A 25,654-nucleotide genomic window follows, 5' to 3' on the forward strand; every position below is an offset into this window, starting at 1 on the left:
CGGGGCAGGGGAGGGCAGAACGGGGTGGGGAGGGCGCGTCCGGGACAGCAGGGGACGCCGGGCGTGGTGCCGCACAGCGGTGCGGGCGGTGCAGGTGGTGCAGGCGGTGCAGGTGGTGCGCCGTGCCGCACGGGAGTGCGCGACGCCCAACGCCATGCAGCTGCGCCTACTTGACCGCGCCCGCGGTGAGTCCCGCGACCAGGTAGCGCTGGAGCAGCAGGAACCCGGCGACCACGGGCACGCTCACCACGAGGGACGCGGCCATGATCTGGTTCCAGTAGACATCGTTCAGGGTGGAGTAGCCCTGCAGACCGACCGCGAGGGTGCGGGTCGTCTCGTTGGTCATGACCGACGCGAAGAGGACCTCGCCCCACGCCGTCATGAACGCGTACACCGCGACGGCGACGATGCCGGGCCTCGCCGCGGGCACCACCACCCGCAGCAGCGCCCCGACCGGGCCGCAGCCGTCGACCTTGGCGGCCTCGTCCAGCTCCCGGGGCACCGAGTCGAAGTATCCGATGAGCATCCAGATCGAGAACGGCAGCGAGAACGTCAGATACGTGATGATCAGGCCGAGACGGGACCCGAAGAGGGGGATGCCGGTCACGTCGCCGATGTTGACGAAGATCAGGAACAGCGGGAGCAGGAAGAGGATGCCCGGGAACATCTGCGTGGAGAGCACGGTGACGGTGAAGACGCGCTTGCCACGGAAGGAGTACCGGCTCACCGCGTACGCCGAGAACACCGCGACGACCACGGAGAACACGGTCGCCGTCCCCGCCACGATCAGCGAGTTCACGAAGTAGTCGGCGAGCGGCACGGTCGACCAGATGTCGATGTACGGCCGGATGGTCAGACCCGAGGGAATCCACCGGAACTTCCCCGACACGTCCTCCAGCGGCTTCAGCGAACTGGTGACCATCACGAACACCGGCAGCACCACGAACGCGGTGAGCAGGGTCAGGAAGACCCTGCGGATCCACAGGAACGAGGGCGGCGCCGCCATGGGGGAGCGCGGGGTACGCGGGGAGCGCGGGACGCGCACGCTGCGCTCAGGCATCGCCGGCCTGCCTTCCTCGGGAGGTGAACAGCAGATAGGCCGACGTCACGGCCAGCAGGAACAGCAGCAGCAGGACCGACATCGCCGAGCCGAGGCCGAAGTTCCAGGTCTGGAAGGAGGACTGGTAGATGTGCAGTGAGATCAGGTTCGCCGACTCCGGCGCCGCGTTCCCGAACAGCACGAACGGCGTGTTGAAGTCGTTGAAGGTCCACAGGAACAGAACCAGGACCAGCACCTGGTTGACCGGGCGCAGCGACGGCAGGGTGATCCGGCGGATCTGCTGCGGGATGCCCGCGCCGTCCAGCGCGGCGGCCTCGTACAGGTCGCGCGGAATGTTCTGCAGGCCCGCGGTGACGATCAGGAAGGCGAAGGGCCAGCCCTTCCACACCGACACGACGAGCAGCGCGACGAAGCTGTTCTCGCCGATGAGCCAGAACGGCGGAGTGTCGGCGAGGCCCAGCTGGTCGTGCAGGACGTGGTTGATGAGCCCGTTGTCCCGCTGGAACATGAAGGACCAGGTGATGACGGCCGCGTACACGGGCAGTGCGTACGGGACGAGGAACAGCGTCCGCAGGATGCCACGCCCTCGGAAGCTCTCCTGGAGGAAGATCGCCGCGCTCACGCCGAGGACCCAGCACAGCGCCACCGACAGGGCGGTGAACAGGCACGTGGTGGCGAAGGACGAGAGCAGCGCCTGGCCGACCGGGGCGTCGAAGTCGAGGGCGACCCGGTAGTTCTCGAGTGCGGCCCAGGGGGAGTTGATCCAGTCGCGCAGGTAGAACTGCGTCAGTTCCTTGAAGCTGACGGCGATGCCGGTGGCCATCGGCACCAGGTGGACCAGGAGTTCCAGCAGCAGCGCGGGCAGCAGAAGCAGGTAGGGCAGGCCGATGCGGCGCAGCCGCCCGAAGCGGGGCGCACGCGGCGCCTGCGCTCCGGGGCGGTCCGTACGGGCCGTCCGCTCACCTGCTTCGGGGGAAGCGGTGGTGGTCATGGGATTTCCGCGCTCACTTCTTCGGCATCTGCTGCTGGGCCTTGTCGAGCTTGGCGCGCACCAGTTGGTCCGTCACCGGCCGTCCGGCGGCGGCCTCGGCGAAGAGCTCCTTGACCGCGGTGCCCACGACCGTCTCGAACTGGGACTCCTCGGGGACCTGCGGCAGCGCGGCGGCGCTGGTGGTCAGGGTCTCGCGGAGCGTCGCGATGCCGGGGCCATTGAAGGCCGGGTCCTGCTGGGCGGTCTTGACCGGCGGGATGGACCCGTACGCCTTGTTGAGGATCTTCTGCTCGCCATCACTTGACATGAATTCGACGAACTTCATGGCGCCTTCGGAGTTCTTGGTGTTCTTGAAGACCGCCAGGTTGATGCCGGCGACCATGGAGTTGGTCCCCTTGCCCTGTCCGGGGGCGCCGGACTGCACGGGCGCGGGAGCCACTCCCCACTCGTCCTCGGACATGCCCTTGGCCGCGAAGGTGGCGGCGGCGGTCTGCCACAGCACCATCGCCGTTTTGTCGGTGGCGAAGTCGCTCAGGGACTGGTTCTGCTCGTACTCGGCGTTGCCCCTGGGGACGATCTTGTGGGTGGCCATGAGGTCGACGTACTGCTTGACGGCGGCGACGGCGCCGTCCGAGGTGAAGTCCGCCTTGCCATCGGGGGTGAAGAAGTCCACGCCGTGCTGTTTGCCGAGGACGAAGACCTGGTGGATGTTGTTGGAGAGGTTCGAACCCTCCACGCCCAGACCGGCTTTGCCGTCCTTGGTGAGCTTCTTGCCGGTGGAGACGAGTTCGTCCCAGGTGGCCGGCGGCTTGCTGATGCCCGCCTCCTTGAACAGCTTCTTGTTGTAGTAGAGGGCGTACGCCATCGAGTACAGCGGGACCGCGGCCGGTGGCTTGCCCTCGGCGCCGGTCGAGCCGAGAGCCGACTCGACGAACTTGTCCTTGCCGCCGATCTTCTGGAAGGCCGCGTCGTCCCACGGCATCAGCGCGCCGCCGGCCTGGAGCGAGGCGCTCCAGGTGTTGCCGATGTTGAGCACGTCGGGGCCACGGCCGGTGGTCGAGGCGGTCATGATGCGGTTGAGCAGGTCGCTCCAGGGGACGACCTCCAGCTTGACCTTGATGCCCGTCTCCTTCTCGAACTTGTCGAGTTCGGGCTGGAGGACCTTCTTGTCGACCTCGATGCTGGCGCCCTGGTTGGAGGCCCAGTAGGTGAGGGTCTTGGGCTGCTCGTTGCTTCCGCCCGAGGTTCCCCCGCCGCAGGCGGCCGAGGTGAGTGCGAGGGACAGGACGAGGGCGCCTACGGATGCGGCTTTGTTTCTGCGCATGTCTCCAGGGCCTTTCGGAAAGAGGCTGGGCGCCGGTGGGCCAGTGGCGGGGGCCGTTCCGTGTTCGCTCCACTGGTCCACATGGCTTAATTTATGGCGTGAGTTAAACCTCAAGCGAAGGTCGCGTCAAGGGCTCTCGCAGAGGTATGTTTCCGTTACGAATTCGACACGCGGGGCGGCACATGGGGGACAGGGCGATGGCGAGCGGCGGGCGTACGGTACGTGACCTGCGGCGGGAGAACCGCACCGCGGTGCTTCAACGCCTGTATTTCGACGGCCCGTTGAGCCGTCACACGCTCGGCCCCGCGACCGGACTGAGCTCCGGCTCGGTCAGCAACGTGGTGGCCGAACTGGTCGCCGACGGCCTGCTGGAGGAGGCGGGCAGCGTCGATTCCGCGGGTGGCCGCCCCCGCACCCTGCTGCGCATCGCCCCCGGCAGCGGATACCTGATCGGCGTCGACATCGGTGAGACCCGCATCCGCATCGAGCTGTTCGACCTCACGCTCGCCGAACTCGCCCGGGTGGAATGCCCGTTGGAGGCCACCGGCGGGACGCGCACCGACCGGTACGACGTGAACGTGGTCGTCGCCCACCTCCGTGAGGGCATCACCGAGGTCCTGGCCGGGGGCGGCATCGATCCCGGCAGTCTGCTGGGCGTCGGCATCGGCGTCCCGGGCATCGTCGCCCACTCCGCCGAGGACGGGGCCGTCGTGCACGGCCAGACCATCGGCTGGGACGCCGTCCCCCTGGAACGCCTGCTGCGGGAATCCGCGCTGCTGCCCGACAGCGTCCCGTACCGCATCGACAACGGCGCCATGACCCTCGGCCAGGCGGAGATGTGGTTCGGTGCCGGTCGCGGCGCGCGCGACGCGGTCGTGGTGCTGTTCGGCTCGGGCGTCGGCGCCTGCGTCGTCACCGACGAGGCCACCCCGGGCCGCGCCCTGGAGTGGGGGCACTTGACGGTACGGGTCAGGGGCCGCCGCTGCCGGTGCGGCGCCCTGGGCTGCCTGGAGGCGTACGCGGGGGCGGAGGCGCTCCTGGAGCGCTGGGCGGAAGCGGGCGGCCGGCCGCCGGAGGGGGCCGACGAGGAGACGGCGCTCACCGCGATGCTCGCCGCCGCCTACCCGCCGCCGCACGAGGACGGCACCCCCGTCCCGGCCGACGCCACCGCCCTCTCCGTCCTGGAGGAGACCGCCGAATACCTGGGTGCCGGATTCGCCGACCTGATCAACCTCTTCCAGCCCGAGCGGATCCTCGTCGGAGGCTGGGCCGGCCTCCAGCTGGGCTCGCGGTTCCTGGACCTGGTACGCACCCACGCCACCTCGTACGCCCTGTCCTACCCGGCGGGCCGGGTGACCCTGGGCCTCGGCACGCTGGGCCCCGACGCCGTCACGGTCGGCGCGGCGATCCTCCCCCTCGCCGACTTCTTCGCCCGCGGCGGCCACCCGGCCCGTACCGAGCAGCAGGAACCGGAGCCCGCCTGGCACCGGACCGTGAGGGAACGCACGGCGCCCTGAGTGCGGCGGCGACGCCGCTCCCGTGCCCGCGAGAAGAGTGCGGCACCCGCGAGTCCCGCCGGCCGGCCGGGCGGCGGGTCCGGACGACGACGCACCGCGAGGCGGGCCCGACCAGCGTGTTCACCCGGACCGCGCCCGCGATCGGCAGCGCCGTCCTGCCCGCTGTGGCCCGGCGCGGGCCGCGCATGCGTTGACAAGCCCGGGGCCGCCTGGTCATCCTCTCGGAGAGCGCTCTCCCAGTGAGCGCTTCCGGAGGGGACAGATGACGGAAGAAGAGCTCGCCCGACTGCTCGACAAGCTGGACCTGCCCCAGAAGGTGCGCCTGCTGACCGGCGCGACCACCTGGCGCACCGCCGCCGAACCCGCCGTCGCGCTGCGGGGGATGACCATGTCCGACGGCCCGGCAGGGGTGCGGGGCGAAGCCTGGGACGAACGCGACACGTCCGTCCTGCTGCCCTCCGCCTCGGCACTCGGCGCGCTCTGGGACGAGGAACTCGTCGCACACCTCGGAGGGCTGCTGGCGGCCGAGGCCCGGCGCAAGCGCGTGGACATCGTGCTCGCGCCCACCCTCAACCTGCACCGCTCGCCGCTCGGCGGCCGGCACTTCGAGTGCTTCTCCGAGGACCCCGAACTCACCGGCCGCACCGGAGCCGCGCTGATCCGGGGCATCCAGGCGCACGGCGTCGCCGCGACAGCCAAACACTTCGCGGCCAACGACTCCGAGACCGACCGGCTGTCCGTCGACGTCCGCGTCGGGGAACGCGCCCTGCGCGAGGTCTACCTCGCCCCCTTCGAAGCCGCCGTACGGGCCGGCGTCTGGCTCGTGATGACCGGCTACAACGGCCTCAACGGCCGCACCATGACGGAGAACCCGCTGCTGGACGAACCCCTCAAGGGGGAGTGGGGCTTCGACGGAGCCGTCGTGTCCGACTGGGGCGCGCTCCGTTCCACCGTGGGCCCGGCGCTCGCCGGGCAGGACCTCGCCATGCCCGGCCCCGAAAGCCTCTGGGGGGACGCCCTGGTGCGCGCGGTACGGGACGGCGTCGTACCCGAGGGAGTGATCGACGACAAGGTGAGCCGCCTGCTGCGCCTCGCCGACCGGGTCGGAGCGCTGCACCCGACCCCGCGGGCCCTGCAGGACCGGGCCGGGCCCGCACCGCGCGCGGTGCGCGGGCTGCTGCGGCGTGCGGTCGCCGCGAGCACCGTCCTGCTGCGCAACGACGGCGTACTGCCGCTGGCACCCGCCCGACTGCGCACGCTCGCGGTGATCGGAACCCATGCCGTGCGGCCCCGCATCCAGGGCGGCGGCAGCGCCGGCGTCTACCCGCAGCACGTCACGACACCGCTCGACGGCATCCGCGCAGCCCTCGGGCCCGAGGTGCGCCTGCTGCACGCACCGGGACCCGCGTCCGCTTCCCCGCCGCCGCTGGACGTCCGCGAGTGCACCGACCCGCGGGACGGGCACCCCGGCGTCCTGCTGCGGGTGCTCGACGCGCGGGGCCGGGAGCTGTACGCCGGACACCGCTTCTCCGGACGGCAGTTGGAGCCACCGCAGCCGCCCGGCGCCCACACGGTGGAGATCAGCGCCCGGCTGCTGCCCGCGGCGGGCGGCGAGTGGACGTTCGGCGTCGGCGGATTCGGCCGGATGAGCCTGACGGTCGACGGCCGGGTCCTGGTCCGCGGACAGTTCCCGCGTGCCACCGACGATCCCGCCGTGGTGCACGTCAACCCGCCCTGCCAGTACGGGCGGACCGTCCTCGCCAGCGGGCACTCCGTGCACGTGGTGGCCCGCCGCGAACTCGCCCCGGACACCGGCCGGGCCACCCTGTTCACCGCCTCGCCGCCGCTGCCGGAGCCCGCCGCCGCGCTCGCGGAAGCGGCCGGGGCAGCGCGGTCCGCGGACGTCGCCGTGGTGGTGGTCGGCACCTCCGAGGACAGCGAGTCCGAGGGCCACGACCGGGCGGACCTCGCCCTCCCCGCCGCCCAGAACGCACTCGTGCGCGCGGTGACGGCCGCCAACCCGCGCACCGTGGTGGTCGTGAACGCCGGGGGTCCGGTCGAGATGCCGTGGCGCGAGGAGGCCGCGGCGGTGCTCCTGTCCTGGTTCCCCGGCCAGGAGGCGGGCTCCGGTCTCGCCGACGTGCTGTTCGGCCGCACCGAGCCCGGCGGCCGGCTGCCCACCACCTGGGGCGCCGCCCTCACCGACGTACCCGTCACCGCGACCCGGCCCGAGCACGGCGTACTGCGCTACGAGGAGGGCCTGCACGTCGGGTACCGCGCCTGGCTGCGCGCGGGCCGCGAACCCGCCTACTGGTTCGGCCACGGCCTCGGGTACACGACGTGGGCGTACGAGGCGATGACGGTGTCCGCCTGGCAGGGGGACGCGGCCGCCCGTGGGCGCGCGGCGGAGGCCGCGCCGGACGACGAGGCGTTCACCGCCTCCGTACGGCTGCGCAACACGGGACCGCGGGCGGGCCGGGAGGTGGTGCAGGTCTATCTGGCCCGGCCGGGATCGGCCGTCGAGCGCCCGGCGCGCTGGCTCGCCGGGTACGCCTGCGCCGAGGCGGAACCGGGTGCGGCGGTCACCGTGCCGGTACGTGTGCCGGTACGGGCACTGCGCCACTGGTCACCCGGGCACCACGGCTGGCGGACCGAAGGCGGCACCTACCGGGTGCTCGCCGGTCCGTCGGCCGGGAAGCTGCCCCTGACCGCCGAGGCGCACTGGGCCGGGACCGCGGACGTGAGCGGCTGAGCACGACCGGGAGAGCGCTCCCCTGTGCGCGACACGGCGCCGAGGGGCCGCCGGTAGGGTTACCGGCATGACCAGACAGGCGCCGACCCTTGAGGACGTCGCGCGGGAGGCAGGAGTCTCCCGCGCGACCGTGTCCCGGGTCGTCAACGGCATCCGCAACGTGGACCCGGCGATCCAGGCCGCGGTGCGCGGCGCGATCGAACGGACCGGCTACGCCCCGAACCGGGCCGCACGCTCCCTGGTGACCCGGCGCGCGGAGACCATCGCCCTGGTCGTCTCCGGCGCGGGCGACGACTCGGAGAGCGAACAGAACCTGTTCGCCGCCCGAGTGCTCGCCGACCCGTTCTTCGGACGGGTGGTCAGCGGGGTCGTCGGCTTCCTGCGCCCCCGGTCGATGTACCCGGTGCTGATGTTCGCCGAGACCGGTGCCGCACGCCGCGACGTGGTCGCGTACCTGCGGCAGGGCAGTGCGGACGGCGCGCTGATCTTCTCCACGCACGCGGGGGACCCGCTGCCGGCGATGCTCGCCGAGGAGAGCCTCCCCTGCGTGCTGTTCGGGCGTCCCGCGCTCCCCGCGCCGGTCAGTTACGTCGACCTCGCGCACCGGGACGGCGCGCGGCTGGCCGCGGAGCACCTGCTGGCGCGCGGCTGCCGGCGCGTCGCCACCATCACCGGGCCGCTGGACCTGCCGGCGGCGCAGGAGCGGCTGACCGGCTTCCAGGACACCATGGCGCGTCACGGTCATCCCTACGTACTGAGCGCCGAGGGCGGTTTCACCGCGGACAGCGGTGCGTCGGCGATGGCCGGTCTGCTCGCCGGACACGCCGACATCGACGGGGTCTTCGCGGCCAACGACCTGATGGCGCAGGGCGTCTGCCGGACCCTGCACGAGAGCGGCAGACGGGTGCCGGACGACGTGGCGGTGATCGGGTTCGACGACTCCAGCCCGGCGTACGACTGCCGGCCGCCGCTGACCACGGTCCGCCAGCCGATGGAGGAGATGGCCGCCGCGATGGCGCGTCTCCTCCAGGAGCAGATCGAGGGCGGCCGGACCCGCCCCACGTCCGTCATCTTCGACGCGGAACTCGTGGTCCGCGCATCGGCCTGACGCCCCGCCGCGTCCTTCTGCCCCGGCCGGTCACGTCCGGCCCCACGATGCCCGGTGCCCCTCCGGCCATGAGGAAGCCCGGCGCGTCCCGACGCGGGGAGGACGGGACGGGCCGGGCGATCGGAGGGCCGCCGGAGCGGCCCGGTCAGGGCAGTCGGTGGTCGGCGTTCAGGACCGTGCCGCGTTCGGGGCGGTAGAGGTCGAAGCCTCGGGTGTCGCACTGGAGGCCGCCGACGATGCAGTGGTCGACCATGGCCTTGAGGGTGCGGTCCTCCCACGCGTTGAAGAAGTCGTAGTGGAAGGAGTAGCCGCGGCCGCTGGCCAGGCGGACCTGGCTCATGTCGCCGTTGACCGGCCACGCCATCTTGAACTCGATCATCGGCAGGGCGACCGGGTGGGAGGTGGGGCACATGTTGTCGTTGGTACCGGGCTTGACGACCGGATACGCCATGTGGCTCTTGTGGTCGGGGGTGTCGAGGTACTTGCCGTCCCAGCAACTGGGCGCCTGCATACGCAGGTTGAGCTGCACGTCGGGCCGGCTCGGACAGCTCGCCGGGATGTCGGTGTTGAAGAAGCTGTCACCGCATTCCCAGCCTTCGACGAAGCCCTTGTGCGCACGGAACTGCTCGGCGCTCTGCATGGGGTCGCCGACGACGAACCGCAGGCCCTTCGGGAAGGGCCGCACACTGGTGTAGTCGGTGACACCTGCCTTGTAGTAGATGACCTGCGGGCCGGTGGGCAGGATCTTCTGATCGCCCTTGTAGAGCGAGGGCATCCAGTATGCGGAGGCGTCGGCCGGCGCCTTGCAGGTGGTGCTCTTGCCGGAGAGGCTCGCCGTCGTGCTGGCCGCGTTCGTCGTCGTGTTGCCCATGAACGTGTGGTCGTGGGACCTGCCGAACTGGCCCGGGTAGACGATCGGGTCGTCCGGGGCGGTGTGCGTGACCGAACAGCCGGCCTGGAACTCGTGGTGGTAGGCGGGCGGCGGGGTCCTGTCGGACGGCGTCACACCGGTGACCTGCGGGACCGCCGGGATGTAACCGTCCGCGTCGGCATCCTCGCTCGCGGCCCGGGTGGACGCGGCCATGGTGTGCCCGCTGTGCGTGGCGGCCGCGACGACGGCCGGGGTGCCGCTGTGGGTGTCGGCGGCGGAAGCCATGGTGCCGATGCCGAGGACACTGGCGATGAGCGCCGTGCCGACGAGAAGTGCGGGGAGCCGTTTGGGACTCGATCGCATGGGGATCTCCTGCCCATGGGGGGTGGTCTCGCGTGTCGGTGAAGGCGCCACGCGACTGGTGGGGTGGACGGGCCTTTCCGGTTCGTGCGGTGGTGCGGCGGTGCGGGGGTGGTGCAGGGGTGGCGGAGTGCTTCTGCAGGCCCCGCCACCCCCGGTCGTGGGATCCGGTGTCTCAGCTGTAGACGCCGAAGTCGTGCAGCGAGTAGCCCCAGCCGGTGCCCCGCGCGGTCAGGTGCAGCCGTACGTGCCGGGCGGTAGCGGCCACTTCGAGGGCGTCCACGTCACCGTTGCCGGTCGTGGTGGAGTACACCGAACGCCAGGTGGTGCCGTCGTCGGACACCTGCACCTCGTAGGACTTGGCGTACGCCGGGTCCCAGTGCAGTTGCAGCCGGCGGATGTCGGTGCGCGCGCCCAGGTCGACCTGGATCCACTGCGGGTCGCTCCAGTCGCTGGCCCAGCGGGTGGCCGTGTTGCCGTCGGTCGCGCGGCCCGGTGCGCAGGGGCAGTCGCCGTACTCCTTCTGGTACGAGGACGCGGTGGTCGGCTTGTTCAGGGCGACGTTGGTGCCCGCGACGGGCGGCGGGACGACCTTGACGGACTTCGTCTCGATACCGGCGTTGCCGCGGCCGTCCTCGGCCTGGACGTACACCTTCCACACACCCAGCTTCTCGGGTGCGGTGACGGCGAACGTCCCGTTGCCGGTGGACCGCCACTTGGCCTCCACCAGGCCCTTGTCACCGGTGGCGTAGTTTCCGCTCAGCAGGATCTTGTACGTGAGCGGATCCCCCTCGGGGTCGCGCACGTCGGCCCGTACGGTGAACTCGCGCCCGGCCGGGGCCGCCGAAGCGGGGGACACCGCCATGTTGGTGATCACCGGCGGCGTGTTGTCGCCGGCGGTGTTGCCGCCGTACGCCTTCTTCACCGCGTAGTACGAAAGCCGCTTCTTGTCGCCGGGGAGCAGGTTGAACCAGACGCCGCCGAAGTCGTACTCCGTGCCGTAGTGGAAGAGCGTCGCACCGAGCGCCACCCCGCGGTGACCGGTGACGCAGTCCCACGCCTTGGTGTACCCCTCGGCCTTCGCCACGTCGGTGGGCTCGTCGGGGACTCCGTTGACGTCGTCCGGCACCTCCCACTCACCGGCCGGACCGCCCTCGGTGATCAGGTACGGCTTGGTGTAGCCGCCCGCCACCCAGTCCTTCTGCACGTTGCAGATGTCGCCGTAGGAGTTCATCGAGTACAGGTCGAGGTCGGGGGCGTTGCGCTTGTAGTACGGCCACGCGCCGGTCCAGGCGTCGGTGGAGGTGACGGGGTGGTCCGGGTCGATGGTGTGGATCTTCTTGGCGACGTCGTTGACGAAGCTGGTGTAGGCGTTGCGCTGCGCCTCCAGTTCCGTGCCGCTGTAACAGTTCTGCAGGCCGAGGACGGACTCGTTGCCCACGTTCCACATCAGGGTGGCGGGATGGCTCTTGTAGGCGTCGACCCACTTGGCTATCTCGGTGAGCATGGTGTTCTTGTACGTCGTGTCCGTCACGTAGTTGGCGCAGCCGCCGCTGCCGGGGCCGCCGCCGGGCTGGAGCCAGAAGCCGTTGACGATGCGCAGCCCGTTGGCCTGCGCGCTGTCGAGCAACGGCTTCGTGGAGCCGTCGGTGCCCCAGGTGCGGATCGTGTTGACGCCCATGGACCGCACGTCGGGCAGGTACTTGGGGGCGTCCGCGACCGACGGTCCCCAGGTGAGGCCCTTGACGGTGTACGGCTGGCCGCCCACCTGCAGCTGCCAGGCGCCCTGCGAGCCGGTCACCTTGACCGCGCCGCCGGGAGGCGGGGTGGTGGTGTCGGTGTCGCCGTAGACCTGGAACTCCCACAGCGAGTACCCGTAGCCGCCGGCCCGCTCGGTGCCGAGCATGCGCACGTAACGGCCGGAGCCCGAGAGCGCGAGGTCGTCGGTGCCGCCGTCGCCCTGGGTGACGGTCTTCAGGGTCCGCCAGTCGGTGCCGTTGTCGGACGCCTGGATCGTGTACGCCTTGCCGTACGCGGCCTCCCAGGTCAGGACGGCACGGCTGAGATTCGCCTGCCGTCCCAGGTCGACCTGGATCCACTGCGGGTCACGCCATTCGCTGGCCCAGCGGGTTCCGGTCAGGTCGCCGTCGACGGCCGCCGAGGCGGTGAACCCGCCCTCCTGGGTCGAGGCGGTGGCGGGCCTGCCCTGGGAGAGCAGGGTGTCGGCGGCCGCGGCGCTCGGTGCGCCCACCAGCGTGAGGGACGACGCCATCACGGCGCCGACGGTGAGGAGAAGGGCCGCGGCGCGTGGGCGGCCGGTCATGACGGAAGGGGGTCTGAACACGTGGGCTCCTGGCAGAAATGGGGGAGAGAGGCGCCGGCATCCCGTAGCCGCGCCGGAGAGCGCTCTCCGAGAGTGGCGCGCCGTCGTGTGCCTGTCAACGCCTCGGACGTCAACTTCTGTACGGGCGGGCGGAGTCGGCCCCGCCCCGCATCCGGCTTCCGCAGGGCGCGCGAAGCCGCCGGGGTCCGGCTCCCGTCACCACGGGAGTAGGTCCGGACCCCGACGGCTCGGGGAGGCGTCACGCGACGGTCGCGTGACCACCGGTGGGGAAGCCGGCGCCGCACGGTGGGTGCTGCGGCGCGGGCTTCCGTGGTGCGGTCTCTACCGGGCGGCGGCGCCGCTCAGGGGAAGGAGACCACGGTCGACGGCACCGTCGAGGTACCCGCCGGGACGGTGGAGGCCCCGGTGTTGTTGATGACGTGGTTGTAGTGGCCCATGCCGCCGAGCGAGACCACCAGCAGGCTGTGGAACTTCACGCCCGGCTTGACCGGTGCCTTGAAGCCGTGGTCCTGACGGATGGTCGGGTCGACGTTGTAGTTGCAGTAGCTGCCCATCGCCCAGCCCTCGTGGACGTTGACCGAGTCGTCGACCCGGTAGGCCGCGTACCCCTTGGTGGCGCCGTTCTGGATGGCGGCCTGGTTGGGCGCGTCGTACGCCTTCTCGTTCTGGTAGAAGATCGTCCGGCCGCGCTCGCCGTACCACTCGACGTCGTACTTGTTGAAGTGCTCGACGAACAGGCCGGTGGCCAGTACGTCGTCGCCGTAGACCCGTACGCCGTAGTCGGCGCGGTTGGTCTCCCAGCCGACGCCGTCACCGTGGTCGGCGCGCCACACCCAGGTGTGGTCGATGATCACGTCGTCGCTGTGCACGGCGATGGAGGTGGTGGCCTTGCCGGCGTGCGCGCCGCCGATGCGGACGTAGACGTCCTGGACGGTGGTGGGGTTGGCGGCGTGGTCGGCGGAGGAGTTCTGCGCGCCGAGCTCCAGCAGGGTGGGGGAGTTGACCGTGCCGGCGTCGATCAGGAAGCCGGCCAGCCTGACGCCGTCGACGTCGGCGACCTTCATCGCGGTGACGCCGCCCTCGGGGATGATCGTGGCGAGGCCGAGGCCGAGCACGACGGTGTTCGCGCGGTTCACGTTGATGGTCTGGTCGACGCGGTAGACGCCGGGGGTGAAGAGCAGGTTCAGCCCCTGGGAGAGCGCCTGGTTGATGGTGGCCGCGGTCGCGCCGGGCTTGACCACGTAGAACTGGTCCAGTCCGAGCGACTGGCCCTGCGGGGTGCCGTTCCAGGAGACGCCGCGGGCGTTGTCCCGCTTCGCCGGGACGAAGACCTTGTAGGTGTTGCCGTCCAGGTACAGGAACGGCTTCTCACGGGAGATCGGTGTGTTCTGGAGGGTGGTGTACGGCGGGTCGGGGAAGCCGGTCGCCGGGGCGCCCTCCACGCCGGAGAAGGTCTGGTTCCACACGCCGTTGGACCAGCCGCCGATCGCGCTGTCGCGGGTGTACCACTGCTGCTGCGAGTAGTTGCCGACCTGACCGTCGACCTTGGAGTCGGCGATGTAGCCGCCGGAGGCCCAGCCGTAGCCGTTCGGCGCGAGGTTGAGGCCGCCCTTGACGTGCATGCGGCGGAACGAGGCCGCCTGGGAGACGGCCCAGCGGTTGGTGCCGCTGACCGGGTTGACCGCAAGGTTCTCGGCCGAACGCCAGAAGTTCTGCGTGGCGTTGCCGTTGAACCAGCCGGCGTCGACGGTCACGTCGCCGTTGATGGTGGTGTCGTCGGGCTTGAGGCCGAGACCGGAGATCGAGGTGTAGAAGCCGATCTGGGCGTTCAGGTTGTTGTAGGTGCCGGGCTTGAAGAGGAACTGGTGCCGTCCGCTGCCGAACTGCGCGGACTCCTGCTCCTTGAAGACCTGGTCCAGCTTGGCCTGGATGCCCGGGGTGGAGGGGTCGAAGACGTGCACGTTCGGGCCGAGGTCGCCGCCCGGAGTGACCGGGCCGGGGCCGGTGCCGCCGGCGGTGCCGTACACCTGGAACTCCCACAGCGAGTAGCCGTACCCGGTCGCGCGGACGGTCCCGGTCACGCGGACGTGCCGGGCGGTGCCGGAGACGTTCAGGGTCTCGGTGCCGCCCTGGCCGGTGGTGGTGGAGTGGGCGGTCGACCAGTTGGTGCCGTCGGTCGAGAACTCGACGCGGTACGCCTTCGCGTATGCCGCCTCCCAGCGGAGCACGACCTGACTCACCGCGGCAGGGGTACCCAGGTCGACCTGGATCCACTGGGGGTCCGCGGCGAGGCTCGACCAGCGCGTGCCGGGGTCGCCGTCGACCGCGGAGGCGGCCGGAGTGCCGTAGTGCTCCTGGCTGGACGCCGTGACGGGCTTGCCCTGCGAGAGGAGCACGGGGGCGGCGTGGGCGGAGCCGGTCGGAACGAACAGCAGAAGCGTGGAGACGAGCGCGGAGACGACCGCACCCGCCACCCCGCGGCGTACGGCCACCGCACGTCTGCGGGGCGGAGGAACGACGGATATGCCGACAGTACGCATGGGACGGATCTCCTTCGAGAGGGGGCGGGAGAGCGCTCTCCCGAATGAGGGATATCTGCTGCGGGGAGCGCGGGTCAAGGTGTGTGCAGCGACTTTCGGTATTTCCGGAGCGGTTTCCTCCACACGTGCTCGTCGCCCCGCCTCGACCGGGCGCGCGGTTCCGCCCGACTCGGCCATGGCAAACCGGCCGGTCCGCGCTGCCGGCGTGTGCGAGCCGGGGGATGGGGTCGCAGCCCGCTCGAACGACCCGACGACGGTTGAAGGTGGGCCTGCGCCGTGGGACGTGCCGGGGCCTCCGAGTGGCGCAAGTGCCGGCGCGCGCCTGCGCCCGGGATCTCGTGCCGCGACCGCGCGCCGTGGCCATACTGGGAGGGTGACGGACAGCGAGGGGCAAACGGACCTGCGCTTGCGGCAGGCCATCGTGGAGCTGTTGCAGCGGCGCGGTCCGGAGGCGTCGATCTGCCCCTCCGACGCAGCCAGGGCGGTGTACGGAGGTCAGGACGAGGGCTGGCGAGCCCTCATGGAGCCGGCCCGCCGCGCGGCCCGGCTGCTCGTCGCGGAAGGGGAAGTGGAGATCACCCAGGGCGGCCGCAGGGTGGAGCCGACCCAGGCCCGCGGCCCCATCCGCATCCGCAGGGCGAGGTGAGGTCGGTACGGGGAGCGCGGCGTCGGTAGTGCGGGGCTCGGTGACGTCGGCACGGGAAGCGTCGGAGGTGCGGCGCCGGAAATCGGGTCCCTGCCTGATGTCGCGCTTCCTGCGCCCGGCAGGGCCGACTGCCCGACGACACCGTGAAGAGGCTGCGGACCTGCACTCGTGTGCCCCCCCGGCTCCGTCCCCGGACGGCATGTCCGAGGGAACGACATGGCACGAAGCGGGGTGCACCCGCCTGCTCCGCTTGGTGCTCCCGCGCACCTCAGCACCGTCCGCCGCGGCCGACGAAAGTCACTCGCTCCCCGCGCCCCGAGGGACGAGACTTCCCGCCATGCCCCTTCACGAGAACGAGATCCCGGTCGACGAGACGCTGGTCCGGTCGCTGCTCGAAGCGCAGCGCCCCGAGTGGGCCGACCTGCCGTTGTCGCCCGCGGGGGCGGGCACGGACAACACCATGTACCGACTGGGCGACGACCTGCTCGTGCGCCTTCCACGGACCGCCGGCAACGGGCAGTCCGTACGGAAGGAACAGACGTGGCTGCCGCGCCTGGCGCCGTTCCTTCCGTATCCGGTCCCCGAGCCCGTCCACGCCGGTACGCCCACCGGGGCCTTTCCGGTGGGCTGGTCGGTCCACCGGTGGATCGAAGGTGCCGAGGCGGGTCCGGACACCGTGGCGGACTGGGCCACCTTCGGGGCGGATCTGGCGGTGTTCGTGCGGGAGCTGCACCGTGTCGACCTCATGGGGGCGACCCGCGCCGGCGGGCTCAGCTGGTACCGCGGCGGGAGCCTGGGGGAGTGCGACCAGTGGGTCGGCGAGAGTCTCGACGGCTGCCGCGGCTTGCTGGGCGACGAGCTCGACGTCGACGCCCTGCAACACATGTGGCGAGCCGCCCTCGCACTGCCGGAGGCCTCCGGGCCGCACGTGTGGCTGCACGGCGACCTCAAGCCGGCCAACCTCCTGGTCCGCGACGGCAGGCTGCACGCGGTCATCGACTTCGGAGGACTCTCCGTCGGTCTTCCCGACGCCGAGCACTCCACCGTCTGGGACCTGCCGGCCCAGGCACGACAGGCGTACTGGGACGCCCTGGGCCTCGACGACGCGACGTGGCTGCGCGCCCGCGCCTGGGCCGTGGCAGTCGCCGCCAGCGGCATCCCGTACTACTGGGACACCTTTCCCGCGTTCGTCACCGAGTGCCGGAACCGGCTACAGGCCATCCTCAGCCATCCCTCCCCGGCCTGACGGCGGACCGGTGCTCCCGGTCCGGCCGGTCCGGCCGGATGCTGCGGGCGGTCCCTCCACGACGGCAGGCCCCGTCGCTTCCGCCGACCCGTCGGGCGCGGGGCGCCGTCATACGGTCGCGGGCCTCTCCCCGTCCGGCGACCCGGGATCCTCCGCGGCTTCCTTCCCGCGTTCCTTCTCCCGCTGCCGGTCCAGGCGGGAGACCACCGGGCCCGAAGTGACGCCGTGCAGGACCACCGACACCAGGACGGTGAAGGTGACCACCGCCCACAGCTCCTCCTGCGGTACGGGGAACTCCGCCGCCCCCAGCGCGTATGCGAGGTAGTACAGCGAGCCGATGCCCCGGATGCCGTAGCTCGCCACCACCCAGCGCTCCCTGCCCCGCAGGCTGCCTCCGAGCAGTCCCGCCCAGCCGGCCAGCGGGCGGATCACGAGCAGGACAGCCAGTGCGGTGAGGGCGCCCCGCCAGGTCAGGGCGGCGAGCCCGCCCAGGGCGATGAAGGCGCCGAGCAGGAACAGCACGCCCGCGGTGAACAGGCGCTCGACCTGCTCCACGAAGTCGTGCAGCACGTTGTGGAACCCGTGGGCCCGCTCGGCCGCACGGATCGTGCAGGCGGTGGTGAACACGGCGAGGAATCCGTAGCCGCCGGCCAGTTCGGTCACTCCGTACGCCAGGAAGGTGGCGCCGACCGCGACGAAGCCCTCGCGGTGGTCGGACAGGCGCAGTATCGACGAGCGGGGCCGGAAGAACAGCCAGCCGAGGAGCCGGCCGACGAGGATGCCACCCAGTACGCCGACGACGCACTTGAACACCACGTCCTCGACCACCCAGCCGCCGACCCAGTCCGTCGACCAGCCGCTCCCCGCCGCGGCGGCCAGGGCCACGGCGGCGTACGTCAGGGGGAACGCCAGCCCGTCGTTGAGGCCGGCCTCGCTCGTGAGGGCGAACCGCACCTCGTCCTCGTCGTGTTCGTGCTCGGTCGGCTCTCCCACCCGCACCTCCGAGGCCAGCACCGGGTCGGTCGGCGCGAGGACGGCGCCGAGCAGCAGGGCGGCGGCCGGCGGCCAGTCCAGCAGCCACCACGCGACGAGCGTGGTGGCGATCACCGTCAGCGGCATCGTGAGCCCCAGCAGCCGCCAGGTGGAGCCCCAACGCCGCCGTCCGACAGGCCTGTTGAGTGCCAGCCCGGCGCCCATCAGCGCGATGATCACGCCGATCTCGGTGACGTGCTCGGTGAGCAGCCGGTCCTGGACCGGGTCGATCGCCGGGAGCGGCAGCGGCAGCAGGTATATGCAGAAGCCGCCCACCAGGAACACCAGGGGGAGCGACACCGGGCGCCCGGCCAGGGCCCGCGGGAGCACCGCCGCGAGCAGCGCTCCCGCGCCGGCACAGGCGAACAGCCCGTCACTGAGGGTCACTTGTGGTCCTTTCGTCAGCGGCCGGTCCCCGGATGCCACCGGACTCGGCTCCGGGCGGTCCGAGTCCCGTCGTGCGCGGCTCAGGGAGGCGCGGGGTCTCGTCCGGGTCCGCGACGGCACTTGACGTGCGTCGCGCACCCGCTGCCTCTTGTGCCCGCCGTCCGCGTGTTATCCCTGTGACCGGGCCCCGGCTTGCCGTTCCGGCCTGGTCGGAGCCTTGCGACGCCGACCGGGCCGGAGCTCGCACGGGGTCGTTCGGGGGCCGACCGGTGTCCTCGACATCCATGGGACGCATCGTGGCAGCGCACGGGCGGTGCGGCTCGTTCATCGGGTCCTGCGTCGGGGCGTGGCGTTCTGGGGTGCGGACGGGGCCGGAAGTGCGGTCCGCTCTGGTCGTCGGCCGTGCGACGAACGTCCAGCGCCACCGCCTCGCGGAACTGGCCCGACGGATGAACCCGGTCGCGCCCCGGTAGCCGCCGGTGTCGCCGATCACAGACGTACCCGGTGCCGTGCGGGGACCGTCCACGACTTCCGGGCTCGCCCGCCCACGCGTGCACGGCACCGGCACCCGGGCGCCCCGGCGTAGGAGTCCCCCGGCCCGCCCTCGCGTCCGGCCTCTTCCCGCACGCCCTGCCGCTTCGTCCGGTCGCGCGCCCGGGGCGATACTGGGCGTGTCAGTCTCCCCGTTGCCGGGCCGGACGTGGGCCGGCTCGGTGGGGACGCGTACTGGTCGTTGTCTGCGAGGGGGGCCGTTCATGACCACGGCGAAGGACCTGTTCATCATCGCCATGGACCCGGGGCCGGGGCAGTCCGTGGGCCAGGGCGACCTGTCGCTCGCCCTCGCGGGGGCCGAGCTGATCGATCTCATCGGTGCGGGGGCTGTCGCGGTGGACGGCGACCGTGTCGTTCCGGGCGAACCGTCGACGGCGGACGACCGGCTCCTGGCGGAGGCGGCGGCAGGTCTCGTCCGGCAGGCGCCGTACGAATTGATCGAGGACTGGCTGTGGCGTCGCGGACGTGACCTCTCGGCCGCCTACCAGGACGTCCTGGAGGAGGAGGGCGAGTTGGCGCAGGAGCGCAGCGGCCGGCGCTTTTTCGGCTCGGCCCGCGTGGAACCTGTCGACACGCCCGCGCGCCGACGGGCTTCCGAACGCCGGGACCGGCGGGAACCCGTACTGGTGGCGCTCGCCTCGGCGGTGGGTGTCGACGTCGAAGGGACCGGCGAGGAGCCCGGCGTCGAGAACGAGGCGGTGTCGACCGTGATCGCGGTCGTGCACGACGCGGTGACGGAGCTGGAAGCGGTGCGGCAGCGGCGGACCATCGAGAACGCGGCCTTCGCCAACATCTGGCGCGGACCCTGAGCCGGGCGCGGTCCCGCAGAGCACCGGACGGGCACTGCCGGCCTGTTCGCGCAGATGCACCGTAGGGAGCGCTCCGCGTTACGCCGTCGGGGAAGCGTCCTGCGGCGACGTGAGCGCTGATCTCGGCCGGGGTCGGATCGAGCGCGTGACCGACGTCGCGTGCGCCACGTGGAAGTGCGGTACCCCACCCCAGATGCCTCCCGGGTGCACGTCGCCGGGAGGCATCTGTATGGGGGGTGTGCTGGGCGCACTGCCTCGTACAACGCCCGACGGTCCGACTGGTCACGGGTGCCGCCGAGAAAGGATGACGACCGTCGGCAGCAGTTGGTGGTCGGCACGTGGACGCGAAGGGCGCGGCCGGGGCAGCTGCCCCGGCCCCGCCTCGCTCGTGTCGGGCGCGCGCCGACCGCGTGTCAGTGCTTGAAGGTGTCCTTGGCCTTCTCCTTGGACTCCCGGGCCTCGCCCCGTGCCTCCAGAGCGGCGCCCTTGGCAGCGGTGGTGTCCTTGCCGGCCGCGTGGGCCGTCTTCTTCACGGCCTTCCCGACAACCTGCTCGGCCTTGGCCTTTGCCTTTTCTCCGGCGCTCATGGCGATCCCTTCGTTGTTGGTACAAAGCTGCGTCTGCCCCTTGGCGCGCCCGGAAAACGGGCGGCGGCACGCCCGGCCCGCCGCCGGGCCGGGCGAGGAGGCGGGAGCGGGGGCGGGCCAGGAAATCGGCCGTTGTGGAGCGCGTACCGGACAAAAGTGACGCCGACCCGATCTGCCGCACCCGCGGCCGGGAAGGGACAACGGGTGCCTGACGTGCCGTCTGCACGGTCCCGGGAGGATGTATGGGCAAACAGGTGAAGTGCCGTTCGACCAGGACCGCCACCGGCAAACCGTGTCAGAACCCGGCGATGGTCGGATACTCGCGCTGCCAGTTGCACAGGGGCGAGTGGGCCCCCGTACAGCAGCCGAAGAGGAAGAAGCGCTGAGGCGTGGGGGCCGGGCCCGGGGGACGCCGCCCGGGTTTGCCGGCCCCGGGCCTTTCCGCGGATGACCTCGGCAAGCACGAGCGCAAGAAACCCCGATTGCTCCGCGACGCCCTCGTCCTCGCCGCGGTTACGCATGAGTTCTGCGTGACCGGACGGTGACAACTGTGACTGTTCGCCGTCCTCGCACCGTGACAGATTCGGTCCGTCAGCACGACCGGAGAGCGCGGCGAGGGCGAAGGAGAGCGCGTGAACAAGGGGTACGCCGTGTTCTGCGATGCGGACCGGCACTTCTACGACGCGCCGCACCGGATGAGCGCCGACGCCCATGGCGGCCGGAACGCCCTGTACGCCGCGGCCACCCGCCCGGTGCCCGAGGGCTGGCAGCGTCACCGGTCCGGGGACTGGCTCGCACTGCGGCCCGCGACGAGCCCGCTGCCCGCCCAGGGCTGGAAGATCCACGTGTCGGCCACCCTGGACAACGCGGAGTCGGTCCTGGAGCGGGTCGCGGAGTACTGCGTACCGCGTGGTGTCGCCTTCAAGTTCGTGCCGAGCCGGTACCTGCTGCACACCCGTAACGCCAAGTACGCGGACCGCAGCGCCAGCGGCAAGTTCGTCACGGTCTACCCGGCCGACGACGAGCAGTGCCGGACCGTGGCCACGGACCTCGACGCGCTCCTCGCGGGGGAGCCGGGCCCGTACATCCTGAGCGACCTGCGCTGGGGCCGGGGCCCGGTCCATCTGCGGTACGGCAGCTTCACCCGGCGGCACTGCTACGACGAGCGGGGCGAACTGTGTCCGGCACTGGAGAACGCGGAGGGCGTGCTCGTACCCGACGTACGCGGTCCGGTCTTCCGTACGCCGGAATGGGTCGAATTCCCGGAGTGGCTCAAGCCGCACCTTGAGGCGCGCGCCGAGGCGAACGTCGCGGACCTGCCGTACGTGTTCGAGAAGGCGCTGCACTTCTCCAACGGCGGCGGCGTGTACGCGGGAACGGACCGCAGGACCGGGGCCAAGGTCGTGCTCAAGGAGGCCAGGCCGTACGCGGGACTCGCGGCGGACGGCGCGGACGCGGTCGCCCGGCTCCGGCGCGAACAGGTCGCCCTGGAAAGGCTGTCGGGGCTCGGATGCACCCCCGAGGTGCTGGACTCCTTCGTCCTGGGCGAACACCACTTCCTGGTACTGGAGTTCGTCGAGGGAAAGCCGCTCAACTCCTTCTTCGCGCGCCGCCATCCGCTGATCGAGGCCGACCCGGGGCCCGAGCGGCTCGCCGAGTACACCGAGTGGGCGCTGCGCATCCACGCGCTGGTCACCGACGCGGTGGCCGCCGTCCACGCCCGTGGTGTGGTCTTCAACGACCTGCACCTGTTCAACATCATGGTGTCCGAGGACGAGTCGTCGGTGGTGCTGCTGGACTTCGAGGCCGCCGCGCCCGCCGCCGAGAACCGGCGGCAGACCGTCGCCAACCCGGCGTTCGTGGCACCGGCGGACCGGCGCGGCTTCGACGTCGACCGCTATGCGCTGGCGTGTCTGCGGCTCGCCCTTTTCATACCTCTGACCAGCCTGTTCGCGCTGGACCGCGGGAAGTCCGCACACCTGGCACAGATCGCGGCCCGGCAGTTCCCGGTGGCGGAGTCCTTCCTGCGGGAGGCGGTCGAGGAGATATGCCGCGACCCGCAGGCCACGCCGCCCGCGAGCGGGAACGGGCCGGATGCGGCGAAGGACACCGCCACGACGACGGTCACCGCCCCGGCGATCGCCACCGCCCCGGCGACGGAAGCCGCAGAACCGTATCTGCCCGTCGAGCCCGGCGACTGGCCGGCCAGCCGCGACTCCCTGGCGGGCGCGATCACGGCCTCCGCCACGCCCGGCCGTACGGACCGCCTCTTCCCCGGCGACATCGCCCAGTTCGCCACCGCCGGCGGCGGCCAGAGCTTTGGGTACGGCGCGGCCGGGGTGCTCTACGCCCTGACCGAGAGCGGGGCCGGGCGCTTCGCCGCGGGGGAGGAGTGGCTGCTCGCCCGCACCAAGGAACCGGACTCCGGCACCCCGCTGGGCTTCTACGACGGACTCGCGGGCATCGCCTGGACCCTGGAACGGCTCGGCCATCGCGCCCGCGCCCTGGAACTGGCCGAACTCGCCCTCGGCCAGCCGTGGGAAGCGCTCTCCCCCGACCTGCACAGCGGGCTCGCCGGACTCGGACTCGCCCTCGAAGGACTCGCGGCGGCGACCGGCGAACACACCCTGCACGACGCCGCGTTGCGCTGCGCCGACCTGCTCGTACGTCCCAACGGCGGCGCACCGGACGGCAGGGCGCCGCGCGCCGGGCTGCTGTACGGGGCGACCGGCAGCGCCCTGCTGTTCCTGCGGCTGTACGAGCGCACCGGTGACGCCGCGCTGCTCGACCACGCGACCGACGCGCTGCGCCGCGACCTCGACCGCTGTGTGCGCAGCGCGAGCGGCACCCTCCAGGTCGACGAGGGCTGGCGCACGATGCCCTACCTCGGCGCGGGCAGCGTCGGCATCGGCGCGGTGCTCGACGACCACCACGTCCACCGGCCCGACCACGACGGCCCCGAGGGCGACTTCGCCCGCGCCCGCCGTGACATCGTGAGCGCCGCGCAGGCCACCTTCTACGCGCAGCCCGGCCTGTTCCGGGGTGCGGCGGGAATGGTGCTCCACCTCAGCCGCACCACCACCGGCGGCCCCGGCACCGGGCCCGCCGACGTACGGCGCCAGATCGACACGCTCGCCTGGCACGCCGTACCCCACCAGGGGCGGCTCGCCTTCCCTGGCGAGCAGATGATGCGCCTGTCCATGGACCTCGCGACCGGCTCCGCCGGTTGCCTGCTGGCACTCGCCGCCGCCTCCGGTCTGCCGACCGTCGAGGACCGGCCCGCGCAGCTGCCCTTCCTGCCGCCCCTGCGGCGGCCCCAGAACCGGCCCGATACCTGGGCCGTACAGAAAGAAATCGTCCCCAGTGAAAGGAAATGTCATGAGCATTCTTGACCTCCAGTCGATGGAGACCCCGAAGGAAGAAGCGATCGGCGACGTCGAGTCGGGCAGCCGCGCGAGCCTGCTGCTCTGCGGCGACAGCAGCCTGAGCATCACCACCTGTAACTGACGTCGTCAGTCACAGGTGCGGGCCCCGGGCGAATTCCTCGCCCGGGGCCCGCACTGCGACATCACGCGCCCGGGGCGCGACCGCGCGGGCGCACGTCACTGCGCGAGGACACCAGGCGCGGGCACGAGGGAGGGACGCCGCCCATGAGGAACCCGGACCGCACACGCAAGCACCTGTCCTCCCCCGCGGACACGCTCCTGCTGGCCGTGGCCCGCCGCAACAAGGGCCGCGCCGCCGGGGTGTTCACGGCCTCCGCCCTGTCCGCCTGCGCGGCCGTCGCCCTGCCCGCCGTCGTCGGGCGCACCCTCGACCTGCTGCTCGCCCGGGATCCCGCGGCCCGGGGCTGGCTCGTGCTGTGCGCGGCCCTGGTGGCCGCCGAAATGCTGCTGGAGGCCCTCGAAGCCCTGTTCACCGGGACCGCCCAGGCCCGCTCCACGGCATGGCTGCGCACTCGGGCGGTGTCCCGGCTGCTGGGCTGTGCGCCGCGGGACGCCGCCCACTTCCCGCCGGGCGACACCGCCACCCGGCTGTCCGCGAACGCGACCGAGGCGGGTGCCGCCCCGGGAGCCGCCGCCGCCCTGGTCGCGGCGCTGATCGCCCCGGTGGGCGCACTCGTCGCGCTGGCGCTGGTGGATCCGTGGTGCGCGCTGGCGTTCGCGGCCGGGCTGCCGCTGCTGCTCCTGGTGCTGCGTGCCTTCGCCGTCGGGTCGTCCGACAGCGTCGCCCGCTACCAGCAGGTCCAGTCGACGCTCGCCTCGCTGCTGACCGAGGCGCTGGCCGGGGCACGCAGCATCGCAGCCGCCGGCACCGTGGAGCGCGATCGCGCCCGGATCCTGGCCCCGCTGCCCGAACTCGGCGTCCAGGGGCGCCGCATGTGGTCCGTGCACGGCCGTGCCGTGGCCCGCAGCGGGGTGCTGCTCCCTCTGCTGACGACCGTCGTGGTGCTGGTCGGCGGCCTCGGCGTGGTGTCGGGCCGTGTGAGCGTCGGCGAACTCCTGGCCGCCTCCCGGTACGCGGCGCTCGCCGCCGGCATCGGCGCGGTCGCCGGACTGCTCGGCACCCTGGTCCGCAGCCGCACCGCCGCCCGCCGGATGTCCGGCATCCTCACGCTGCCCGGACTGACGCACGGCGAGCGCGTCCTGCCGCCGGACGGCCCCGGCACACTGCAACTGCGCGGCGTCGACGTCGTTCAGGACGGAAAGCCCCTGCTCAAGGACGTGTCACTGACCCTCCCCGGGGGGACGACCACGGCCGTCGTCGGGCGCAGCGGGGCGGGCAAGTCGACCCTGGCGGCGGTCGCGGGGAGGCTGTGCGACCCGGACGCGGGAAGCGTCCTGCTGGACGGCGTACCGCTGCGCGAGCTGGGCGTCCGGCAGCTCCGAGACGAGGTGACATACGCGTTCGAACGGCCGGCGCTCTTCGGTGACACCCTCGCCGAAGCGCTTGCCTCGGGGGCCCGCACGGCCTCATCCGACGAGGTGCGCGCGGCGGCCCGCGCGGCCGGCGCGGACGACTTCGTACGGCTGCTGCCGCTGGGGTACGAAACCGCCCCCGGCGATGCCCCGCTCTCCGGCGGCGAGTTCCAACGGCTCGGCCTGGCACGGGCGTTCGCGCACGCGGGGCGCCTGCTGATACTCGACGACGCGACCTCCAGCCTGGACACGGCCACGGAACGCCGGGTCGAGGAGGCACTCGCCCGCGACGTCGGCCCCGGCACCCGGCTGTGCGTCGCGCACCGGCTCTCGTCGGCGGCGCGCGCGGACCAGGTCGTCTGGCTGGACGGCGGGCGGGTGCGCGCGGTCGGCCCGCACCGGGAACTGTGGGAACAGGACGCCTACCGGGAAGTCTTCGCGGTGGACGACGGGCCCGGGCCACGGAGGTCCGCCACGGCGCCGGGGGAGCGACGGTGAGGGCGCGGGGTGCGGCCCGGGGGCATCGCGCCCGGAACGGTGACGCCCCGGGGAACGGCCGCCGCGGTGGTGACGCGAGGGGCGGCGCCGGAAGGAGGGGCGCGCGGGTCG

General features: G+C 72.1%; 17 protein-coding genes. 9 read left to right on the forward strand and 8 right to left on the reverse strand.

Annotated features, from left to right (window positions below):
* Nucleotides 1–166: 166 nt before the first annotated feature.
* From HNQ79_RS11370 to HNQ79_RS11380, 3 genes are read right to left on the reverse strand one after another with little or no spacing between them, the layout of a single operon-like run.
* Complete coding sequence (locus tag HNQ79_RS11370) at nucleotides 167–1,060, reverse strand: carbohydrate ABC transporter permease (RefSeq protein ID WP_185029688.1); 894 nt, start codon at nucleotides 1,058–1,060, stop codon at nucleotides 167–169.
* A complete protein-coding gene (locus HNQ79_RS11375) occupies nucleotides 1,053–2,051 on the reverse strand; it encodes a carbohydrate ABC transporter permease (RefSeq protein WP_185029689.1) in 999 nt (332 codons plus the stop codon). Before HNQ79_RS11375 ends, HNQ79_RS11370 begins: the two co-directional genes overlap by 8 nt.
* Before the next feature lie 13 nt (nucleotides 2,052–2,064).
* Nucleotides 2,065–3,375: an ABC transporter substrate-binding protein gene (locus HNQ79_RS11380; RefSeq protein WP_185029691.1), complete on the reverse strand. Its 1,311-nt coding sequence runs from the start codon at nucleotides 3,373–3,375 to the stop codon at nucleotides 2,065–2,067.
* Between the two features lie 182 nt (nucleotides 3,376–3,557).
* Between HNQ79_RS11380 and HNQ79_RS11385 the strand changes: the two genes are divergently transcribed.
* From HNQ79_RS11385 to HNQ79_RS11395, 3 genes are all read left to right on the forward strand, one after another.
* Nucleotides 3,558–4,892: an ROK family transcriptional regulator gene (locus HNQ79_RS11385; RefSeq protein ID WP_229923378.1), complete on the forward strand. Its 1,335-nt coding sequence runs from the start codon at nucleotides 3,558–3,560 to the stop codon at nucleotides 4,890–4,892.
* 262 nt (nucleotides 4,893–5,154) lie between these two features.
* Nucleotides 5,155–7,644 (forward strand): glycoside hydrolase family 3 C-terminal domain-containing protein, encoded by a 2,490-nt coding sequence (locus tag HNQ79_RS11390; protein ID WP_185029692.1) that lies wholly within the window; start codon nucleotides 5,155–5,157, stop codon nucleotides 7,642–7,644.
* A 67-nt stretch (nucleotides 7,645–7,711) separates the two neighbouring features.
* Nucleotides 7,712–8,752: a LacI family DNA-binding transcriptional regulator gene (locus HNQ79_RS11395; RefSeq protein WP_185029694.1), complete on the forward strand. Its 1,041-nt coding sequence runs from the start codon at nucleotides 7,712–7,714 to the stop codon at nucleotides 8,750–8,752.
* Between the two features lie 145 nt (nucleotides 8,753–8,897).
* Here HNQ79_RS11395 and HNQ79_RS11400 read toward each other — a convergent pair whose 3' ends face one another.
* From HNQ79_RS11400 to HNQ79_RS11410, 3 genes are all read right to left on the reverse strand, one after another.
* A complete protein-coding gene (locus HNQ79_RS11400; protein ID WP_185029696.1) occupies nucleotides 8,898–9,986 on the reverse strand; it encodes a DUF1996 domain-containing protein in 1,089 nt (362 codons plus the stop codon).
* Between the two features lie 172 nt (nucleotides 9,987–10,158).
* Nucleotides 10,159–12,306 carry a discoidin domain-containing protein gene (locus HNQ79_RS11405; RefSeq protein ID WP_185030223.1) on the reverse strand — a complete coding sequence of 716 codons (2,148 nt, stop codon included), beginning with the start codon at nucleotides 12,304–12,306 and terminating at the stop codon, nucleotides 10,159–10,161.
* Between the two features lie 362 nt (nucleotides 12,307–12,668).
* Nucleotides 12,669–14,867, reverse strand: coding sequence for a discoidin domain-containing protein (locus tag HNQ79_RS11410; protein ID WP_185029697.1), 2,199 nt, complete (start codon nucleotides 14,865–14,867; stop codon nucleotides 12,669–12,671).
* Nucleotides 14,868–15,240: 373 nt separating this feature from the next.
* Between HNQ79_RS11410 and HNQ79_RS33675 the strand changes: the two genes are divergently transcribed.
* Entirely contained in the window at nucleotides 15,241–15,513 is a 273-nt protein-coding gene (locus HNQ79_RS33675) for a DUF3253 domain-containing protein (protein ID WP_185029699.1), read from the forward strand.
* Between the two features lie 337 nt (nucleotides 15,514–15,850).
* The gene (locus HNQ79_RS11420; protein ID WP_185029701.1) at nucleotides 15,851–16,759 is read left to right on the forward strand and encodes an aminoglycoside phosphotransferase family protein; all 909 of its coding nucleotides are present in this window, start codon (nucleotides 15,851–15,853) and stop codon (nucleotides 16,757–16,759) included.
* Between the two features lie 108 nt (nucleotides 16,760–16,867).
* On the opposite strand, the gene HNQ79_RS11425 is transcribed toward HNQ79_RS11420, so the two are convergent.
* Nucleotides 16,868–18,178 carry a cation:proton antiporter gene (locus HNQ79_RS11425; RefSeq protein WP_185029703.1) on the reverse strand — a complete coding sequence of 437 codons (1,311 nt, stop codon included), beginning with the start codon at nucleotides 18,176–18,178 and terminating at the stop codon, nucleotides 16,868–16,870.
* Nucleotides 18,179–18,933: 755 nt separating this feature from the next.
* On the opposite strand from HNQ79_RS11425, the gene HNQ79_RS11430 reads away from it, so the two are divergent.
* Nucleotides 18,934–19,539: a GOLPH3/VPS74 family protein gene (locus HNQ79_RS11430; protein WP_185029704.1), complete on the forward strand. Its 606-nt coding sequence runs from the start codon at nucleotides 18,934–18,936 to the stop codon at nucleotides 19,537–19,539.
* Between the two features lie 413 nt (nucleotides 19,540–19,952).
* Here the strand turns inward: HNQ79_RS11430 and HNQ79_RS11435 are convergent, their stop codons facing one another.
* Entirely contained in the window at nucleotides 19,953–20,126 is a 174-nt protein-coding gene (locus HNQ79_RS11435) for a hypothetical protein (RefSeq protein ID WP_185029706.1), read from the reverse strand.
* 632 nt (nucleotides 20,127–20,758) lie between these two features.
* Here HNQ79_RS11435 and lanKC point away from each other — a divergent pair.
* The 3 genes from lanKC to HNQ79_RS11450 all read left to right on the forward strand — a co-directional run bounded on the left by lanKC (nucleotide 20,759) and on the right by HNQ79_RS11450 (nucleotide 25,543).
* Nucleotides 20,759–23,518 (forward strand): class III lanthionine synthetase LanKC, encoded by a 2,760-nt coding sequence (gene lanKC / locus HNQ79_RS11440; RefSeq protein ID WP_185029708.1) that lies wholly within the window; start codon nucleotides 20,759–20,761, stop codon nucleotides 23,516–23,518.
* Nucleotides 23,505–23,633: a mycelium formation morphogenetic lantipeptide SapB gene (gene ramS, locus HNQ79_RS11445; protein ID WP_185029709.1), complete on the forward strand. Its 129-nt coding sequence runs from the start codon at nucleotides 23,505–23,507 to the stop codon at nucleotides 23,631–23,633. Before lanKC ends, ramS begins: the two co-directional genes overlap by 14 nt.
* A gap of 143 nt (nucleotides 23,634–23,776) precedes the next feature.
* On the forward strand, nucleotides 23,777–25,543 hold the full coding sequence (locus tag HNQ79_RS11450) for an ABC transporter ATP-binding protein (RefSeq protein ID WP_185029711.1): 1,767 nt from the start codon (nucleotides 23,777–23,779) through the stop codon (nucleotides 25,541–25,543).
* Nucleotides 25,544–25,654 lie beyond the last annotated feature (111 nt).

Origin of the sequence: Streptomyces candidus, from assembly GCF_014207445.1 — a bacterium.
GTDB classification, from domain to species: domain Bacteria; phylum Actinomycetota; class Actinomycetes; order Streptomycetales; family Streptomycetaceae; genus Streptomyces; species Streptomyces candidus.

What these genes read in the sequence shown, in the direction of transcription:
- HNQ79_RS11370 (WP_185029688.1), bottom strand. Translation starts at nt 1,060, where the DNA reads ATGCCTGAGCGCAGCGTGCGCGTCCCGCGCTCCCCGCGTACCCCGCGC.
- HNQ79_RS11375 (WP_185029689.1), bottom strand. Translation starts at nt 2,051, where the DNA reads ATGACCACCACCGCTTCCCCCGAAGCAGGTGAGCGGACGGCCCGTACG.
- HNQ79_RS11380 (WP_185029691.1), bottom strand. Translation starts at nt 3,375, where the DNA reads ATGCGCAGAAACAAAGCCGCATCCGTAGGCGCCCTCGTCCTGTCCCTC.
- HNQ79_RS11385 (WP_229923378.1), top strand. Translation starts at nt 3,558, where the DNA reads ATGGGGGACAGGGCGATGGCGAGCGGCGGGCGTACGGTACGTGACCTG.
- HNQ79_RS11390 (WP_185029692.1), top strand. Translation starts at nt 5,155, where the DNA reads ATGACGGAAGAAGAGCTCGCCCGACTGCTCGACAAGCTGGACCTGCCC.
- HNQ79_RS11395 (WP_185029694.1), top strand. Translation starts at nt 7,712, where the DNA reads ATGACCAGACAGGCGCCGACCCTTGAGGACGTCGCGCGGGAGGCAGGA.
- HNQ79_RS11400 (WP_185029696.1), bottom strand. Translation starts at nt 9,986, where the DNA reads ATGCGATCGAGTCCCAAACGGCTCCCCGCACTTCTCGTCGGCACGGCG.
- HNQ79_RS11405 (WP_185030223.1), bottom strand. Translation starts at nt 12,306, where the DNA reads ATGACCGGCCGCCCACGCGCCGCGGCCCTTCTCCTCACCGTCGGCGCC.
- HNQ79_RS11410 (WP_185029697.1), bottom strand. Translation starts at nt 14,867, where the DNA reads ATGCGTACTGTCGGCATATCCGTCGTTCCTCCGCCCCGCAGACGTGCG.
- HNQ79_RS11420 (WP_185029701.1), top strand. Translation starts at nt 15,851, where the DNA reads ATGCCCCTTCACGAGAACGAGATCCCGGTCGACGAGACGCTGGTCCGG.
- HNQ79_RS11430 (WP_185029704.1), top strand. Translation starts at nt 18,934, where the DNA reads ATGACCACGGCGAAGGACCTGTTCATCATCGCCATGGACCCGGGGCCG.
- HNQ79_RS11435 (WP_185029706.1), bottom strand. Translation starts at nt 20,126, where the DNA reads ATGAGCGCCGGAGAAAAGGCAAAGGCCAAGGCCGAGCAGGTTGTCGGG.
- ramS (WP_185029709.1), top strand. Translation starts at nt 23,505, where the DNA reads ATGAGCATTCTTGACCTCCAGTCGATGGAGACCCCGAAGGAAGAAGCG.
- HNQ79_RS11450 (WP_185029711.1), top strand. Translation starts at nt 23,777, where the DNA reads ATGAGGAACCCGGACCGCACACGCAAGCACCTGTCCTCCCCCGCGGAC.